A 15,770-nucleotide genomic window follows, 5' to 3' on the forward strand; every position below is an offset into this window, starting at 1 on the left:
GAAGCGGTTTACAAATGGTTAATGCGTCCTGCACGTCAGGCCGAAAAGCGGTGGAACGGATGCGCGATCAGGCCTGCTTCCTGCTCCTCCGACAGACGCGCGCGCGGCAGCAGATAGGTGTGGATCGAAAAGACCACCGCGCGCGTCGCGGGCAGGCGGAGAATGCATTGCCGTTCCGCACGCACATAGCTTTCCGGCCCCGGCGCGGACCGGGGGGCGTATTCGGGGCGCGGGTGATGGAGAACCGCCGATCCGTAGGAAAGCGCGTTCACCCGCCAGAGCGGCTGTTCCGGCCGCACGGCGTCGAAGAGCCGCTGCACCCGCTTGGCCACGTCCGCGTCATAGCGCGGTACCGGCGTGTGGATGGAGAGCAACCCGCGCCCGAACTTCTCCCGCAGCGTCCAGCTTGCCGGAAAGCAGAGCACCGCACCCAGCAGCGCGTGTTCCCCGCCGCCGGGATTGTCGAGCAGGCAGAGGTCGCATTGCACGAGCCGCCCCGCCGTGGCGAGCGGATCGCGCCGGTCGATCGCCACCTCGACGCCGTCAGGGCGACGAACAGTCTCCGCCTCCACGACGTAACCCGGATGGACTGCGATCTCCGATAGCACACGCTCCAGCAACTCCTCCGCCGCGGGCCTGGTGTTTTCCGCCAGCGCCAGAACGTCCTCCCGCCGCGTGGCGATCAGCCTGTCGCGGAGCGCCATCTGACCGGCGAAAGCCTCGTCCACGCGGAGCCAGTCTCCGGGCGCTAGGGGCTGGATGCCGGGAAGGCGGCGAGTCTTTTCATCCATCCATGCGGCGACGGGCAGGGCATCATGGAAAACGGGGGGCAGGGAGGGCGTGTCGGTCATGGACGATGCAAACCTGGCTGAGGGCTGGAAGCTGAAGGCTCCGGGCGGGAGCACGGTGCGCCATATTGGCGCAGGATCGGGGCGTCTCAAAGCGGCTTTCGCAGAGGCGGCGCTTGCCGAACCGGCCGTCAGGGCCTAAACGGCCCCCGTCAGCCGTGCCGGATGCGCGGCGCCCCCGTTCCGATCCGAGCCATTTTCCAAGCTGCCCGAGGAGCCGCCATGATCCCCCGTTATTCCCGCCCCGAAATGGTGGCCATCTGGTCGCCTGAGACGAAATTCCGCATCTGGTACGAGATCGAGGCCTATGCTTCCGACGCGCAGGCCGAGATCGGGGTGATCCCGAAGGAAAACGCGGAAGCGGTGTGGAAGGCCAGGGACGTGGAGTTCGACGTGGCCCGGATAGACGAGATCGAGGCCGTCACCAAGCATGACGTCATCGCCTTCCTCACCCATCTGGCCGAACATATCGGCGCGGAGCAGGCGCGGTTCGTGCATCAGGGCATGACCTCCTCGGACGTGCTGGACACGACGCTGAACGTGCAGCTCGTGCGCGCGGCGGACATTCTGCTGGCGGATATGGACAAGGTGCTGGCCGCGCTGAAGAAACGCGCGTTCGAGACCAAGGACATGGTGCGCATCGGCCGCAGCCACGGCATCCACGCGGAACCCACCACGATGGGCCTGACCTTCGCCCGCTTCTATGCGGAAATGGCGCGGGGCCGGGACCGGCTGGTGGCGGCCCGGGAGGAGGTGCGCACTGGCGCCATCTCCGGCGCGGTCGGCACCTTCGCCAATATCGACCCGCGGGTGGAGGAGTATGTCTGCGAGAAGATGGGGCTGAAGCCCGAACCCATCTCCACGCAGGTCATCCCCCGTGACCGGCACGCGATGTTCTTTGCCACGCTGGGAGTGATCGCCTCGTCGATGGAGAATATCGCCATCGAAATCCGGCACATGCAGCGGACCGAGGTGCTGGAGGCGGAGGAATATTTCTCCCCCGGGCAGAAAGGCTCCTCCGCCATGCCGCACAAGCGCAACCCCGTGCTGACGGAGAACCTGACGGGGCTGGCGCGGCTCGTGCGGTCTGCTGTGACGCCTGCCATGGAGAACGTGGCGCTCTGGCATGAGCGCGACATCTCGCATTCCTCCGTGGAGCGGGGCATCGGGCCGGATGCGACGGTGCATCTCGACTTCGCCTTGAACCGGCTTGCGGGCGTTGTGGAAAAGCTGGTTGTGTATCCAGAAAACATGCTGAGGAACATGAACAAGTTCAAAGGGCTGGTCATGTCGCAGCGGGTGCTGCTGGCGCTGACACAGGCCGGTGTGAGCCGGGAGGACGCCTATCGTCTCGTCCAGCGGAACGCGATGAAGGTCTGGGAGCAGGGCGCGGATTTCAAGACGGAGCTGCTGGCCGACCCGGAGGTCACCGCCGCCCTGTCGCCCGCCGAGATCGAGGAGAAGTTCGACCTCGGCTATCACACCAAACACGTGGACACGATCTTCCGCCGGGTGTTTGGCGAGGCGTGATGCCGTCCGGCCAGGGGGCGATTGCATATTGCAACGAATCACCTTTGGCCGGACCCTTGCGTCTTCCACCACGAAAGGGAGACGGAGATGAAGACGAAACTGCTTCCTGCCACCGCCCTTGCGCTTATCGCGGCGCTGGGGCCGGGGATCGCGGCCGCGGCCTGCGGGGCGAAACATGTCTCGGCGCAGAATTGCGTGACGGGTCAGGTCTGGGATGACGCGGCCAGCCGCTGCGTGACGCCCGCCGGGTGATCCTTCGTCGAACCGGGGCGAACCGGGGCGGAGTAAGGTGACCGGGATGATATAAGCTGACCGGGGCGCAGAAAACCTGCCCCCGGTCAGCCGCCGATCTCATAGGGCAGGATGCCGCGGTGATCGGGGTCGATCCGCAGTCGGCGTTCCAGCGGCGGCACGGATCGCTGGTGGCAGTTGCGCCGCTCGCAGATCCGGCAGGAAATGCCGACCACCTCATATGATTTCTGCCGCGCGACGTTCAGGTCGTCGGCATAGACGATGCTTTCCGCATGGCCGATCTCGCAACCGAGCGCGATGGCATAACGGCGGACCGGCGCCCCGAAGGAGCCTGCCGGTTTGGAGATGTCCCGCGCGATGGACAGATAGCGAACGCCGTCCGGCGTCTCCATCAACTGGCGCAGGAAACGGCCCGGCGTCTCGAACGCCTGATGGACGTTCCACAGCGGGCAGGAGCCGCCGTAGCGGGCGAACTGCAACCGCGTGGCGGAGTGGCGCTTGGTGATCGTGCCCGCCTGATCGACGCGGACGAAGAAGAAGGGCACGCCCTTCTCCCCCGGCCTTTGCAGGGTGGAGAGCCGATGTGCGACCTGTTCTATGGAGGCGCCGAAGCGGTCAGCCAGTCTTTCAAGGTCATGCCGCGTCTCACGCGCCGCGGAAAGAAAGGCACGATAGGGCAGCAGCGCCGCCCCCGCGAAGTAATTGGCCATTCCCGTGCGGGCAAGCGCGCGGGCCTCCTCCGTCGGGAACCGGGCGAGGTCGAGCGTCGCCTCCAGCAGCGGGCGCTGGGTCAGCAGGGCGAGCTGGTGGAGCAGCTGAAACGTGCGCGTCGCAGGCGGGGCCGTGGTGGAGAGCGTGATGATCCGCCGCTCCGGATCCGCGCTGCGCAGGACCGGCGTGTCGGTCATTTCGACGCGGTAGCCGAGGCTGGCAAACATTTCCTCCGCCGCGGTGTGCGGGTCGCGCCGCCTGCCATCCACCCCATGGGTCAGGCGTTCCGCTGCGCGATCCACCGCGTCGATGTAATTGTCGCAATAGTGGAAGAAGTCGCGAACCTCCTCCCAAGGCGACAGGCGGAGCGCGCTTCCCTCCCGCCCCAGTACATCCTCCAGCGAGGCGAGACGTTCCTGACTTTGCCGATAGGCGCGGTGCAGGTCCAGAAAGGCGCGCGCCAGCACGGGGGCATTGGAGGCGGCGAGGCGCAGATCGCCCAGCGGCGGTGTGGACTCGCTGAAGACCGGATCCGCCAGCGCCTCCCGCATGTCGGAGACGATGCGCTCCCCCTCGCCGGTGGAAAGCTCCGTAACGTCCAGCCCGAATTCCTGTGCCAGCGACAGCACCACCCCGGTGGAGACGGGCCGGTGGTTGTTTTCCATCTGGTTCAGATAGGGAAGGGAGACGCCCAGCTTCTCGGCAAAGACCTTCTGCGTCAGGCCAAGGCGGGTGCGCGTCTCCCGCAGCTTCACCCCGGCATACAGCTTTTGCATCGCCATGGCGGCCTCCTCTTTGCAAATATCACCATAAGCTTTGCAAAGGTAGCTGCAAGCCCTAGCGGCGCAGCCAGAGCAGGGGCGGGAGGCCGAGCAGACCGATCACCGCCATGAACAGCAGCAGCGGCATCGCCCCGCTCTCCCCGCCCCCCAGCAGGAAGGCGGCAAGGGCGGCGCAGGCCGCGCCCCCGCCCAGCGTCACCGCACCCCCCAGCCCGGAGGCAGAGCCCGCCAGCTCCGGCCGCACGGACAGCATTCCCGCCATGGCATTGGGCATTGTCAGGCCGTTCCCGACACCGACGCCCGCGATCATGCCGAAGAAGAGCGTGACGCTCAGCAGGCCGGACACCTCCAGCGCCAGAAGGGCCAGCGCGAAAAGCATGCAGACGACATTGCCGAATACCACCATCCGCTCGATCCCGAAGCGCAGCGACAGCCGGCCCGACAGGAAGTTGCCCAAGGCATAACCGACGGCGGGACAGATGAACCCGATACCGAGCTGCATGGGCGTAAGCCCGTAAAGGTCGCTCGCGACAAGGGGCGCACCGCCGACATAGGCGAACCACACCCCGGAGGAAAAGGTCGCTGCCAGACAAAACCCCCAGAAGCGGCGGGAGGACAGGAGGGCGGGATAGGCGCGGAATTGCTGCCGGAAACCGCCGTGGCTCCGAAGCGGCGCCGTCTCCCCCAGATCGGCCCACGCAAGGGCGAGAAGCGCCCCGCCCGCGATAAGGAGGAGCGTGAAGCTCGCCCGCCATCCGAAGGTCTGGTCAAGGAGGCCGCCCAGCGTCGGCCCGATCATCGGGGCAATGGACATGCCGAGCGTGACATAGCCGATCATCGCGGCCGACCGTTCCGGCGGGTGCGTGTCCCGGATGATGGCACGGGAGAGCACCATCCCCGCCACGATCACCGCCTGCAACATGCGGAAGGCGAGGAACAGCTCCACCGTCGGCGCGAGCATGACCCCGAGCGTCGCGACCAGATAACCCGCGACGGAGGCGAGCAGCACCGGCCGTCTGCCGAACCTGTCGGAAATCGGGCCGATCGCGAGTTGCAAGACCGCATTGGCCACCAGAAATAGCGACACGCCAAGCTGCACCACGTGGTAATCGGTGCTGAAATGCCGCGCCATCGTCGGGAGGGATGGCAAGAAGATATTGGTCGTGAGCGCGGGCAGCGCTGCCATGAAGATCAGCGTGCCGATATGGGGCGGCGATTTCCGGTCAAGGAAGCGTGTCGTGCTGCGAGGGGGAGGGAATGTCGCGGTCATATCCGGCTGCTAGAGCCCCTGCATCCGCGCGTACATTCCAAAAGCGGCATGATTGACGAATAGCGACATTTGGTGTCGCTCCTGCGATTGTTATATTTGCTAAATTTGCAATTTGCATTTGTTTCCGCCAAACATATTTGCAAATATCCTTGAAAGCTCTTTCCCGCCCTCGATGCCCCGCATAGGGTGCCACAAAAGCCGGAGGGGAAGATGAAGGACATTCTCGAAGCGCTGGAGGAACGCCGGGCGGAGGCGCGGCTGGGCGGGGGCGAGAAGCGCATCGCCGCACAGCACGCCAAGGGCAAGCTCACCGCCCGCGAACGGCTGGACGTCCTGCTGGACGCGGGCTCGTTCGAGGAGTTCGACATGTTCGTCAAGCACCGCTCGACCGACTTCGGCATGGAGGAGTCGCGGCCCGCGGGCGACGGAGTCGTCACGGGCTGGGGCACGATCAACGGCCGCATGGTCTATGTGTTCAGCCAGGATTTCACCGTGTTCGGCGGCTCGCTCTCCGAAACCCATGCACAAAAGATCTGCAAGATCATGGACATGGCGATGCAGAACGGCGCGCCGGTGATCGGTCTGAACGATTCCGGCGGCGCGCGGATCCAGGAGGGCGTGGCCTCGCTGGCAGGCTATGCGGACGTGTTCCAGAAGAACGTGCTGGCCTCCGGCGTGGTGCCGCAGATCTCTGTCATCATGGGGCCTTGCGCGGGCGGTGCGGTCTATTCCCCCGCCATGACGGACTTCATCTACATGGTCCGCGATTCCTCCTACATGTTCGTGACCGGTCCCGATGTGGTCAAGACGGTGACGAACGAGGTCGTGACGGCGGAAGAACTGGGCGGCGCCGGCACGCATACGCGCAAATCCTCCGTGGCTGACGGCGCGTTCGAGAATGACGTGGAGGCGCTGATCGAGATCCGGCGGCTGTTCGATTTCCTGCCGCTCAACAACCGGGAGAAGCCGCCCGTCCGCCCGTTCTTCGATGATCCCGCGCGGGTGGAGTCGAGCCTCGATACGCTGATCCCGGACAATCCGAACCTGCCCTACGACATGAAGGAGCTGATCCTCAAGATCGCGGACGAGGGCGATTTCTTCGAGGTGCAGGCGGATTACGCGAAGAACATCCTGATCGGCTTCATCCGGTTGGAAGGCACGACGGTTGGCGTCGTGGCGAACCAGCCGATGGTGCTTGCGGGCTGTCTGGATATCGACAGCTCGCGCAAGGCGGCCCGCTTCGTGCGCTTCTGCGATGCGTTCGAGATCCCGATCCTGACGCTGGTGGACGTGCCGGGCTTCCTGCCGGGGACCAGCCAAGAATACGGCGGCGTCATCAAGCATGGCGCGAAGCTGCTCTTCGCCTATGGCGAGGCGACGGTGCCGAAGGTGACGGTCATCACCCGCAAGGCCTATGGCGGCGCCTATGACGTGATGGCGTCCAAGCACCTGCGCGGCGACTTCAACTATGCCTGGCCCACGGCGCAGATTGCGGTGATGGGGGCGAAGGGCGCGGTGGAGATCCTCTACCGTTCGGAACTGGGCGATGCGGAGAAGATCGCGGCGCGCACCGCGGAGTATGAGGAGCGGTTCGCCAATCCGTTCGTCGCGGCAGAGAAGGGCTTCATCGACGAGGTGATCCAGCCGCGCTCCACCCGTCGCCGCGTGGCGCGCGCCTTTGCCAGCCTGCGGGGCAAGAAGCTCGCCAATCCGTGGAAGAAGCACGACAACATCCCGCTCTGACGCGGGGATCGGGGTGGGCGTTCTCATGGCGGGACTTGTGGCACTACCTGTGATGGGAGGCGCGGAGGCGATCCGCGTTCCCTCCGGCGCGGCCGTGACCTTTCAGGAGATGCTCAGCGACACGGAGGGGCCGGAGGGGCTGACCTTCCGCTTCCGTTTCGTGGTCAGACCGATCGGCAAGCAAGGCATGGAGCAGGACATGCGCGCCCTCTGCGAAGCCTTCGCGCTGCCGCGCATGTCCCGCCTCGCTGAATCGCCCGCGCAGGTGGTGATCTCCGTCGCGGATCGCGCTATTGCCTTCGGTGACGCCGATCCCGGCGTCGTCCAGTTCTTCGAGGCCTACCGGATCGAGAACGGCCACTGCATCTGGGAGGCGTTCTGATGCTCAAACACCGCGGATTTCCGGGTCGATACCCCGGCACCGATTTTCAGTTTACCGTCCGCCGCGCCAACAAGGAGGGCGCGACGAAACTCATCTCCCGCAAGCGCTATGCCGACCGAAGGAAGGTCGATCGCGCCGTGGACGAGGCTTTCATGGCTGCCCTCTGGCAACAGTTCGGAGAGGAGCCGTTCGAGCGGGGAAACCTCGATGCGGGGCGGCTGTCGTGGCTGTTCATGCAGGAGGTGTTTCCGGCCGAAGACCCGTTCGACCCGGAAAGCTACGAGGCGCTGCTGCGCATCGATCCGGTGAAGGCCCGCCGCTCCTTCCCGCAGGTTTTCGCGGCGCCGGAAGCCCCCGTCCAGGAGGAATGGGAGGATTGGGGCGACGGGGAGGATGAGGGTTGAAAAAGGGCAGGCGGACTCCCGCGCATTGTGGAAGTCCGCCTGTCGAAGGCCATTGCGCCGGGTGACGGAGAAGGCATGTTGATCGCGGGCGGGTTGCCGCTCCGGTCCATCCAGACCGTCAACCTTTCCTGACTTGCCGACCCGTATCCCCCCGGAGCGGGTCGGCCTTTCAGGCGGGATCCCCGGCATGTGAGGAATGTCATGGCAGTCCGGCCTGTCGCCGCGGCTCGCCTGAGGGATGTGACGGAAGGGACGGAGAATGTTCAAGAAAATCCTGATCGCGAACCGGGGAGAGATCGCCTGTCGCGTCATCAAGACGGCGCGGAAGATGGGGATCAAGACGGTTGCCGTCTATTCCGATGCCGACCGCAACGCGCTGCATGTGAAGATGGCGGACGAGGCGGTGCATATCGGCCCGCCGCCCGCCAACCAGTCCTACATCGTGATCGACAGGATCATGGACGCCATCCGCCAGACCGGCGCGGAGGCCGTGCATCCGGGCTATGGCTTCCTGTCGGAGAACCGCAAGTTCGCCGAGGCGCTGGAGAAGGAGGGCGTGGTCTTCATCGGCCCGCCGTCCTCCGCCATCGAGGCGATGGGCGACAAGATCACCTCCAAGAAGCTGGCGCAGGAGGCGGGCGTCTCCACCGTGCCGGGTTACATGGGGCTGATCGCCGACGCGGATGAGGCGGTGCGCATCGCCGGGGAAGTGGGTTTCCCCGTGATGATCAAGGCCTCTGCAGGCGGCGGCGGCAAGGGGATGCGGATCGCGTGGAACGCGGAGGAAGCCCGCGAAGGCTTCGAATCGTCGAAGAACGAAGCGGCGAATTCCTTCGGGGATGATCGGATCTTCATCGAGAAGTTCGTCACCCAGCCCCGCCATATCGAAATTCAGGTTCTGGCCGACAAACACGGCAACTGCGTCTATCTGCATGAGCGCGAATGCTCCATCCAGCGGCGCAACCAGAAGGTGATCGAAGAGGCGCCGTCGCCTTTCCTTGACCCGGAAACCCGCAAGGCGATGGGGGAACAGGCCGTCGCGCTGGCCAAGGCGGTGGGCTACACCTCCGCAGGCACGGTGGAATTCATCGTGGACGCGGAGCGGAAGTTCTACTTCCTCGAAATGAATACCCGTCTGCAGGTAGAGCATCCCGTTACCGAACTCATCACCGGCATCGACCTTGTGGAACAGATGATCCGCGTGGCCGATGGCGAGCCTCTGCCCTTCCGGCAGGAAGACCTGAAGATAAACGGCTGGGCGATGGAAAGCCGCCTTTATGCCGAGGATCCCTACCGCAACTTCCTGCCCTCCATCGGGCGGCTGTCCCGCTATCGTCCGCCGGAGGAGTTCCATCACGCGGATGCGGTGGTTCGCAATGATACCGGCGTCTATGAGGGCGGCGAGATCTCCATGTACTATGACCCGATGATCGCCAAGCTCTGCACCTGGGCCCCTGACCGGGAAGCGGCGATCGAGGGCATGGAAAAGGCGCTCGACGCCTTTGAGGTGGAGGGGATCGGTCACAACCTGCCGTTCCTGTCCGCCGTGATGGCCCACCCGCGTTTCCGCAGCGGCAACATCACCACGGCCTTCATCGCGGAGGAATATCCCGAGGGGTTTCAGGGCGTGACGCTGCCGGAGCCGCTGGCGCGCAAGGTGGCGGCTGCCGCGGCCGCGATGTTCCGCGTGACGGAGATCCGCCGCTCCCGCATCTCCGGGCGGATGGACAATCACGAGCGCAAGGTGGGTGACAGCTGGGTTGTGTCGCTTCAGGGCGAAGACCTGAACGTGGACGTGGAGGCGGATCGTGACGGCTCCACCGTGACTTTCGAGGATGGGGCGGAGCATCGTGTCATCTCCGACTGGCGGCCGGGGCAAACGCTCGCCCATGTGACCATCGACGAAGAGCCGCTGACGCTGAAGGTGGGGTATACGACCTCCGGCTTCCGCATCCGCTTTCAGGGTGCGGACATGAAGGTTCACGTCCGCAGCCCGCGGCAGGCCGAGCTGGCCCGGCTCATGCCGGAGAAACTGCCGCCCGACACGTCGAAATTCCTGCTCTGCCCGATGCCGGGGCTCATCGTCCGCATCTTTGTGGAGGAGGGGCAGGAGGTCCAGGAAGGTCAGGCGCTTGCCGTGGTGGAGGCGATGAAGATGGAGAACATCCTGCGCGCGGAAAAGAAGGCCGTCGTGAAGCACATCGCCGCCGAACCCGGCGCCAGCCTGGCCGTGGACGACATCATCATGGAGTTCGAGTGACCGGGCTACTGGCTCCGCGGAGTGCTCCGACGCTCCTGCACTTCCTGACGGCGGAGGGGGGTCTTGTCCACCGCCGCCGCGATTTCCCGCACCGTGCGGGGCAGCGGTCGGGTGAGCAGGACGGAGCCGTTCTTGTCGAGCAGCACGAGGGAAAAACCGCGCGGGCGCAGCCGCATCCGCAGGTCCGACCGCTGATCGGGGTCGCTGTCCACGATGACGACGATCTCCCGGTCCGCGAGGATTTCCGGGCTGGAGAGCAGCATCTGCCGCTGCTGGAGATAGGCCGGGTCGTTCGGACTGTCGGCGAAGATCACCAGCGGGCGATGGGTCCAGGCGAATTCGGACAGCTTCACCCCTTCGGCCGGAAGCGGATCCGCGCCGGTGCCCGCCGCCAGCGCCCGGTGTTCGGTGCTGAGAACCGGCGCCGTCAGCGTCTCCGCCATCAGGGGGGCCGCGAGCAATGCGGCAAGGACAACGGTCGCGATGCGGATCATGGGGCCTCCAGTCGCGCAAGATATAGGCAGGCCCGCGTGCAATTCACAGCTAAAAGCGCGATGATCCCGGTTGCGGCCCTGTGCCGCAGCCCCTGCGCGGAGGGAGAGAGATGACCGACAAGCCGGATGCCAAAACGGATGCATGGCGCGCCCTGGCCACGAAAGAGCTGAAGGGGCGCGACCCCGATACGCTGACGTGGCAGACGCTGGAAGGCATTCCCGTGAAGCCCCTCTACACGGAGGAGGACACGGCCAGCCTGCCCCATATGGGCAGCCTGCCGGGGATCGCACCCTATACGCGGGGGGTGCGGGCGACGATGTATGCCGGCCGGCCATGGACGATCCGGCAGTATGCGGGCTTCTCCACGGCGGAGGAATCGAACGCCTTCTACCGCAAGGCGCTGGCGGCGGGACAGCAGGGCGTGTCTGTCGCCTTCGACCTTGCCACCCACCGCGGCTATGACAGCGACCATCCCCGCGTGGTGGGTGATGTCGGCAAGGCGGGTGTGGCCATCGACTCGGTCGAGGACATGAAGATCCTGTTCGACGGCATTCCGCTGGACAAGGTCTCCGTGTCGATGACGATGAACGGCGCGGTGATCCCGATCCTCGCCAACTTCATCGTCACGGGGGAGGAGCAGGGGCATGACCGTGCCGTGCTCTCCGGGACCATCCAGAACGACATCCTGAAGGAGTTCATGGTCCGCAACACCTACATCTATCCGCCCGAGCCTTCGATGCGGATCATCGCGGACATCATCGAATACACCTCGAAGGAGATGCCGAAGTTCAACTCCATCTCCATCTCCGGCTATCACATGCAGGAGGCGGGGGCGAACCTCGTGCAGGAGCTGGCCTTCACGCTGGCGGACGGGCGGGAATATGTCCGCGCGGCCATCGCCGCCGGGATGAACGTGGACGATTTCGCAGGACGGCTGTCGTTCTTCTTCGCCATCGGCATGAATTTCTTCATGGAAGCGGCAAAGCTCCGCGCGGCGCGGCTGCTCTGGACCCGGATCATGCAGGAGTTCGCGCCGAAGAAGCCCGGCTCCCTGATGCTGCGGACGCATTGCCAGACCTCCGGCGTGTCGTTGCAGGAGCAGGACCCCTACAACAACGTCATCCGCACCGCCTATGAGGCGCTGGCGGCGGCGCTGGGGGGCACCCAGTCGCTCCACACCAACGCGCTGGATGAGGCGATCGCGCTGCCGACCGAGTTCTCTGCACGAATCGCGCGGAATACCCAGCTCATCCTGCAGGAAGAAACCGGCATCACCCATGTCGTCGATCCCTTGGCGGGGTCCTATTATGTCGAAAGCCTCACGGCGGAACTGGCCGACAAGGCCTGGGCGCTGATCGAGGAGGTGGAGGCCATGGGCGGCATGACCAAGGCCGTCGCCACCGGCATGCCCAAGCTCCGCATAGAGGAGACCGCCGCGCGGCGGCAGGCGCTGATCGACCGGGGGGAGGACGTGATCGTCGGGGTGAACAAGTATCGCCTTGCCCAGCAGGATCCGATCGAGATCCTCGACATCGACAACCAGAAGGTCCGCGAGTCGCAGATCGCGCGGCTGGAGCGTATCCGCGCCACCCGGAACGAGGCCGCCTGCGAGGCCGCTCTTGCCGAGGTCACGCGCCGGGCGACGGAAGGCGGCAACCTGCTCGAGGCGGCGGTGGAGGCTGCGCGTGCGCGGGCCAGCGTGGGAGAGATCAGCATGGCGATGGAGAAGGTGTTCGGCCGCCACCGGGCGGAGGTCAAGACGCTCGCCGGGGTCTATGGCGCTGCCTATGAGGGCGATGAAGGCTTCGCCGCCATCCAGCGCGACGTGGAAACCTTCGCGGAGGAGGAGGGCCGGCGCCCGCGGATGCTCGTGGTGAAGATGGGGCAGGACGGACACGACCGCGGGGCCAAGGTCATCGCCACCGCATTCGCCGACATCGGCTTCGACGTGGATGTGGGGCCGCTCTTCCAGACGCCGGAGGAAGCCGCGCAGGACGCCATCGACAACGACGTGCACGTGGTCGGCATCTCCAGCCAGGCGGCCGGGCACAAGACGCTGGCTCCGAAGCTGGTGGAGGCGCTGAAGGCACAGGGCGCGGGTGACATCATCGTCGTCTGCGGCGGCGTCATTCCCCAGCAGGACTACCAGTATCTCTACGACAACGGCGTGAAGGCGATCTTCGGCCCCGGCACCAACATTCCCGATGCGGCGAAGAACATCCTCGATCTCATCCGCGCATCGCGGCAGAGCGAGGCGGCGGAGTAGGTGGCTGTCATCGACCATCTCGTCGTCTCCTCCGCGACGCTGGAGGAAGGGGCGGCTTTCGTTGAGGCGAACCTCGGTGTCGCTCCCGCTGGCGGCGGGGAACATGCGCTGATGGCCACGCACAACCGGTTGCTGGGCGCGGGCGAGGCGTATCTGGAGGTCATCTCTCCCGCGCCGCATCTGCCGCGCCCCGACCGTCCGCGCTGGTTCGGGCTCGACAGGCTTGCGGGGCCCGCACGGCTGACCAACTGGGTGCTGGCGGTGCCGGATCTGACGGCGGCGCTGCGCCATGCGCCGCCGGGCGCGGGCACGCCGCAGGATCTGGCCCGGGGTGATCTCGCCTGGCGGTTCAGCCTGTCGGACGATGGCGAGCTGCCCTTCGACGGCATCTTTCCCGCGCTGATCGAATGGCAGGGCGTGGCGCATCCGGTGCAGCGGCTGGGCAATACGGGGATCGAACTCGTGCGGCTGGAGCTGCGCCATCCCGATGCGCCGGGGCTGGCGGCGGCGCTGGCCCCCTTCCTCGCGGACGCGCGTGTCACGGTTCAGCCCGGTGCGCCAGGCATGACGGCATGGTTCGAAACGCCGCTCGGGCTCAGGTCGCTCTGAACTTGCCCTTCGCGCCAAGCGGGTCTAGGGACAGATCATGCGGATACTTTTTCTCGGGGATGTCGTGGGCCGGACGGGCCGCACCGCCATTGCGGAGCGGCTGCAGGGTCTCAGGGCGGAATGGAAACTCGATTTCGTCGTGGTGAATGGCGAAAACGCGACAGGCGGGGCAGGGCTTTCGCCCGACCACGCCAAGGCGCTGCTGGCGGCGGGCGCGGATTGCCTGACGCTGGGCGATCATGCGTTCGACCAGAAGGACATGATGTCCTTCATCGAGCAGGAGCCGCGCATCATCCGCCCGCTGAACTATTCGAAGATCGCGCCCGGGCGCGGCTTCCGGCTGTTCCCGCTCCCCGACGGGCGGCGCATCCTCGTGGCGCAGGTGCTGGGGCAGGTGTTCATGAAGCGCCCGTTCGATGATCCATTCTCCGCGGTGGAATCGGTGCTCAAGGCCCACCCGCTCGGCGCTGCCGCCACGGCCATCCTGCTCGACGTGCATTGCGAGGCGACGAGCGAGAAGATGGCGATGGGTCACTGGTGCGACGGGCGCGCCTCCGTCGTCGTCGGAACGCATACCCACGTGCCGACGGCGGACGCCCAGATCCTGCCCGGCGGGACGGCCTTCCAGTCGGACGCGGGCATGTGCGGCGACTACGACAGCGTGATCGGCATGAACAAGATGGAGCCGCTCCGCCGCTTCATCACCGGGATGGCGAGCGGGCGGTTCGAGCCGGGCAACGGCCCGGCGACCCTCTGCGGCATCTTCGTGGAGACGGATGACGCAACCGGAAAGGCCGTGCGCCAGGCCATGGTCCGGGTCGGCGGGCGGCTGGATCAGGCGGGTCCATAAGCTGTCCTTGTCCTGCGGGGGCAACCGTTTTGGAGCACCGCATATGGATTGGCGGCCAATCCTTGCCGTGGAGCTTGTGCCGCTCCCGTGGGCTGGGCGTCTGGCTCCGGCGAGAGGCAGGGAAGTAGAAGCCCGCGCAGGCGGGCACGAATCCGAAGCAACGTTCCCTCATCGGGAAAAAGAGGGTCCGGGCCGAGGCGGTCGGCCTCCCCTGCAAAGGGATCAGCGGGCCGTATTCGAGGCGTTTGCGGTTCGGTATCGCGGCAGGACCGACGCCGCCCATGCAAAACCGTCACGGGACGATCCGATGTCGGACGCTCCCAAGGCTCGCATCCGTCGTGCTGATCGCGTTCTGCGGTGACGTGCTGCGTCAGACTGGGTCATGGCACCCACGCCGCCCTTGCCCCCTTGGGCCCCGTTCGCTAGAGATGCGGCAAATTTCAGACATCCAGACGGAGCATGCCATGGCCGGCCATTCCAAATGGGCCAACATCCAGCATCGCAAGGGCAAGCAGGATGCGGCCCGCTCGAAGCTTTTCTCCAAGCTCGCACGCGAGATCACCGTTGCGGCGCGGATGGGTGACCCCGATCCCGACAAGAACCCCCGTCTCCGCCTTGCGGTGAAGGAGGCCAAGACCCAGTCGATGCCGAAGGACGTGATCGAGCGGGCCATCGCCAAGGCGAGCGGCGCGGATGCCGACAGCCTCGAGGAGATCCGGTATGAGGGCTACGGCCCGAACGGCGTCGCCGTCATCGTCGAGGCGATGACCGACAACCGCAATCGCACCGCCTCCAACGTCCGCTCGCTCTTTACCAAGTCGGGCGGCAACCTGGCCGAGACCGGCGCGGTGAGCTTCATGTTCGAGCGGAAGGGCGAGATCACCTATCCGTTGAGTGTGGGCGATGCCGACACCGTCATGGAGGCCGCGATCGAAGCGGGCGCCGAGGATGTGGAGACCTCCGAGGATGGCCATATCATCTGGTGCGCCTTCGACGAACTGGCGGATGTCTCTGCCGCGCTGGAAGCCCCGCTCGGTGAGGCGGAAAGCGCGAAGATTGTCTGGAAGCCCAGCACCACGACGGAACTGGACCTCGACTCCGCCCAGAAGCTCATGCGTCTGATCGACAATCTGGAGGATGACGACGACGTGCAGACCGTCACCGCGAACTTCGAGATCTCGGATGAGGTGATGGCTCAACTCTGAAGGGCCGGGCCGTTCAATTCTGGCGGTGCCGAATTGATCCGGCACCCCACGGGTGCGGGGCATTGTCCCCGCTGACCTGCCCGAGCGGGGGAGTTCAGCTCCGGTCGGGCGCGTTTCTGGTTCGCCGCTGAGGGTCTTCTGCCACAGCAGGGAGGCTAATCCG

At 65.8% G+C, this 15,770-nt stretch carries 15 protein-coding genes; 11 read left to right on the forward strand and 4 right to left on the reverse strand.

Annotation, left to right across the window (positions count from 1 at the left end):
- Window positions 1-35 precede the first annotated feature (35 nt).
- The gene (locus tag RT513_RS04585; RefSeq protein WP_088215166.1) at window positions 36-851 is read right to left on the reverse strand and encodes a heme-dependent oxidative N-demethylase family protein; all 816 of its coding nucleotides are present in this window, start codon (window positions 849-851) and stop codon (window positions 36-38) included.
- Here RT513_RS04585 and RT513_RS04590 point away from each other — a divergent pair.
- From RT513_RS04590 to RT513_RS04600, 3 genes are all read left to right on the forward strand, one after another.
- Window positions 850-990 carry a hypothetical protein gene (locus tag RT513_RS04590; protein WP_179209152.1) on the forward strand — a complete coding sequence of 47 codons (141 nt, stop codon included), beginning with the start codon at window positions 850-852 and terminating at the stop codon, window positions 988-990. The two genes, RT513_RS04585 and RT513_RS04590, sit on opposite strands and share 2 nt — an antisense overlap.
- 80 nt (window positions 991-1,070) lie before the next feature.
- Complete coding sequence (gene purB / locus RT513_RS04595) at window positions 1,071-2,378, forward strand: adenylosuccinate lyase (protein WP_290688222.1); 1,308 nt, start codon at window positions 1,071-1,073, stop codon at window positions 2,376-2,378.
- An 87-nt stretch (window positions 2,379-2,465) separates the two neighbouring features.
- A complete protein-coding gene (locus tag RT513_RS04600) occupies window positions 2,466-2,630 on the forward strand; it encodes a hypothetical protein (RefSeq protein ID WP_156961335.1) in 165 nt (54 codons plus the stop codon).
- A gap of 86 nt (window positions 2,631-2,716) precedes the next feature.
- On the opposite strand, the gene RT513_RS04605 is transcribed toward RT513_RS04600, so the two are convergent.
- Both RT513_RS04605 and RT513_RS04610 read right to left on the reverse strand, forming a co-directional pair.
- Window positions 2,717-4,123, reverse strand: a complete 1,407-nt coding sequence (locus tag RT513_RS04605; RefSeq protein WP_290688219.1) for a short-chain fatty acyl-CoA regulator family protein — start codon at window positions 4,121-4,123, stop codon at window positions 2,717-2,719.
- Between the two features lie 55 nt (window positions 4,124-4,178).
- Window positions 4,179-5,393, reverse strand: coding sequence for a multidrug effflux MFS transporter (locus RT513_RS04610; protein WP_290688218.1), 1,215 nt, complete (start codon window positions 5,391-5,393; stop codon window positions 4,179-4,181).
- Between the two features lie 210 nt (window positions 5,394-5,603).
- Between RT513_RS04610 and RT513_RS04615 the strand changes: the two genes are divergently transcribed.
- From RT513_RS04615 to RT513_RS04630, 4 genes are all read left to right on the forward strand, one after another.
- Window positions 5,604-7,136, forward strand: a complete 1,533-nt coding sequence (locus RT513_RS04615; RefSeq protein ID WP_290688216.1) for an acyl-CoA carboxylase subunit beta — start codon at window positions 5,604-5,606, stop codon at window positions 7,134-7,136.
- A gap of 25 nt (window positions 7,137-7,161) precedes the next feature.
- The gene (locus RT513_RS04620; RefSeq protein ID WP_290688214.1) at window positions 7,162-7,518 is read left to right on the forward strand and encodes a DUF6497 family protein; all 357 of its coding nucleotides are present in this window, start codon (window positions 7,162-7,164) and stop codon (window positions 7,516-7,518) included.
- Complete coding sequence (locus RT513_RS04625; protein ID WP_088215172.1) at window positions 7,518-7,922, forward strand: hypothetical protein; 405 nt, start codon at window positions 7,518-7,520, stop codon at window positions 7,920-7,922. The genes RT513_RS04620 and RT513_RS04625 overlap by 1 nt, the downstream gene beginning before the upstream one ends.
- Window positions 7,923-8,181: 259 nt before the next feature.
- Window positions 8,182-10,182 (forward strand): acetyl/propionyl/methylcrotonyl-CoA carboxylase subunit alpha, encoded by a 2,001-nt coding sequence (locus RT513_RS04630; RefSeq protein ID WP_290688211.1) that lies wholly within the window; start codon window positions 8,182-8,184, stop codon window positions 10,180-10,182.
- A gap of 5 nt (window positions 10,183-10,187) precedes the next feature.
- Here the strand turns inward: RT513_RS04630 and RT513_RS04635 are convergent, their stop codons facing one another.
- A complete protein-coding gene (locus tag RT513_RS04635) occupies window positions 10,188-10,676 on the reverse strand; it encodes a DUF4174 domain-containing protein (RefSeq protein ID WP_088215174.1) in 489 nt (162 codons plus the stop codon).
- Between the two features lie 110 nt (window positions 10,677-10,786).
- Here RT513_RS04635 and scpA point away from each other — a divergent pair, with 110 nt between their 5' ends.
- From scpA to RT513_RS04655, 4 genes are all read left to right on the forward strand, one after another.
- Window positions 10,787-12,943 (forward strand): methylmalonyl-CoA mutase, encoded by a 2,157-nt coding sequence (scpA, locus tag RT513_RS04640; protein ID WP_088215175.1) that lies wholly within the window; start codon window positions 10,787-10,789, stop codon window positions 12,941-12,943.
- On the forward strand, window positions 12,944-13,552 hold the full coding sequence (locus RT513_RS04645; RefSeq protein WP_290688207.1) for a VOC family protein: 609 nt from the start codon (window positions 12,944-12,946) through the stop codon (window positions 13,550-13,552).
- Between the two features lie 37 nt (window positions 13,553-13,589).
- Window positions 13,590-14,402, forward strand: coding sequence for a YmdB family metallophosphoesterase (locus RT513_RS04650; protein WP_088215177.1), 813 nt, complete (start codon window positions 13,590-13,592; stop codon window positions 14,400-14,402).
- Between the two features lie 464 nt (window positions 14,403-14,866).
- The gene (locus RT513_RS04655) at window positions 14,867-15,607 is read left to right on the forward strand and encodes a YebC/PmpR family DNA-binding transcriptional regulator (protein ID WP_290688204.1); all 741 of its coding nucleotides are present in this window, start codon (window positions 14,867-14,869) and stop codon (window positions 15,605-15,607) included.
- Window positions 15,608-15,770 lie beyond the last annotated feature (163 nt).

The sequence above is a fragment of the Haematobacter sp. genome, from assembly GCF_032102465.1.
Classification (GTDB): domain Bacteria; phylum Pseudomonadota; class Alphaproteobacteria; order Rhodobacterales; family Rhodobacteraceae; genus Haematobacter.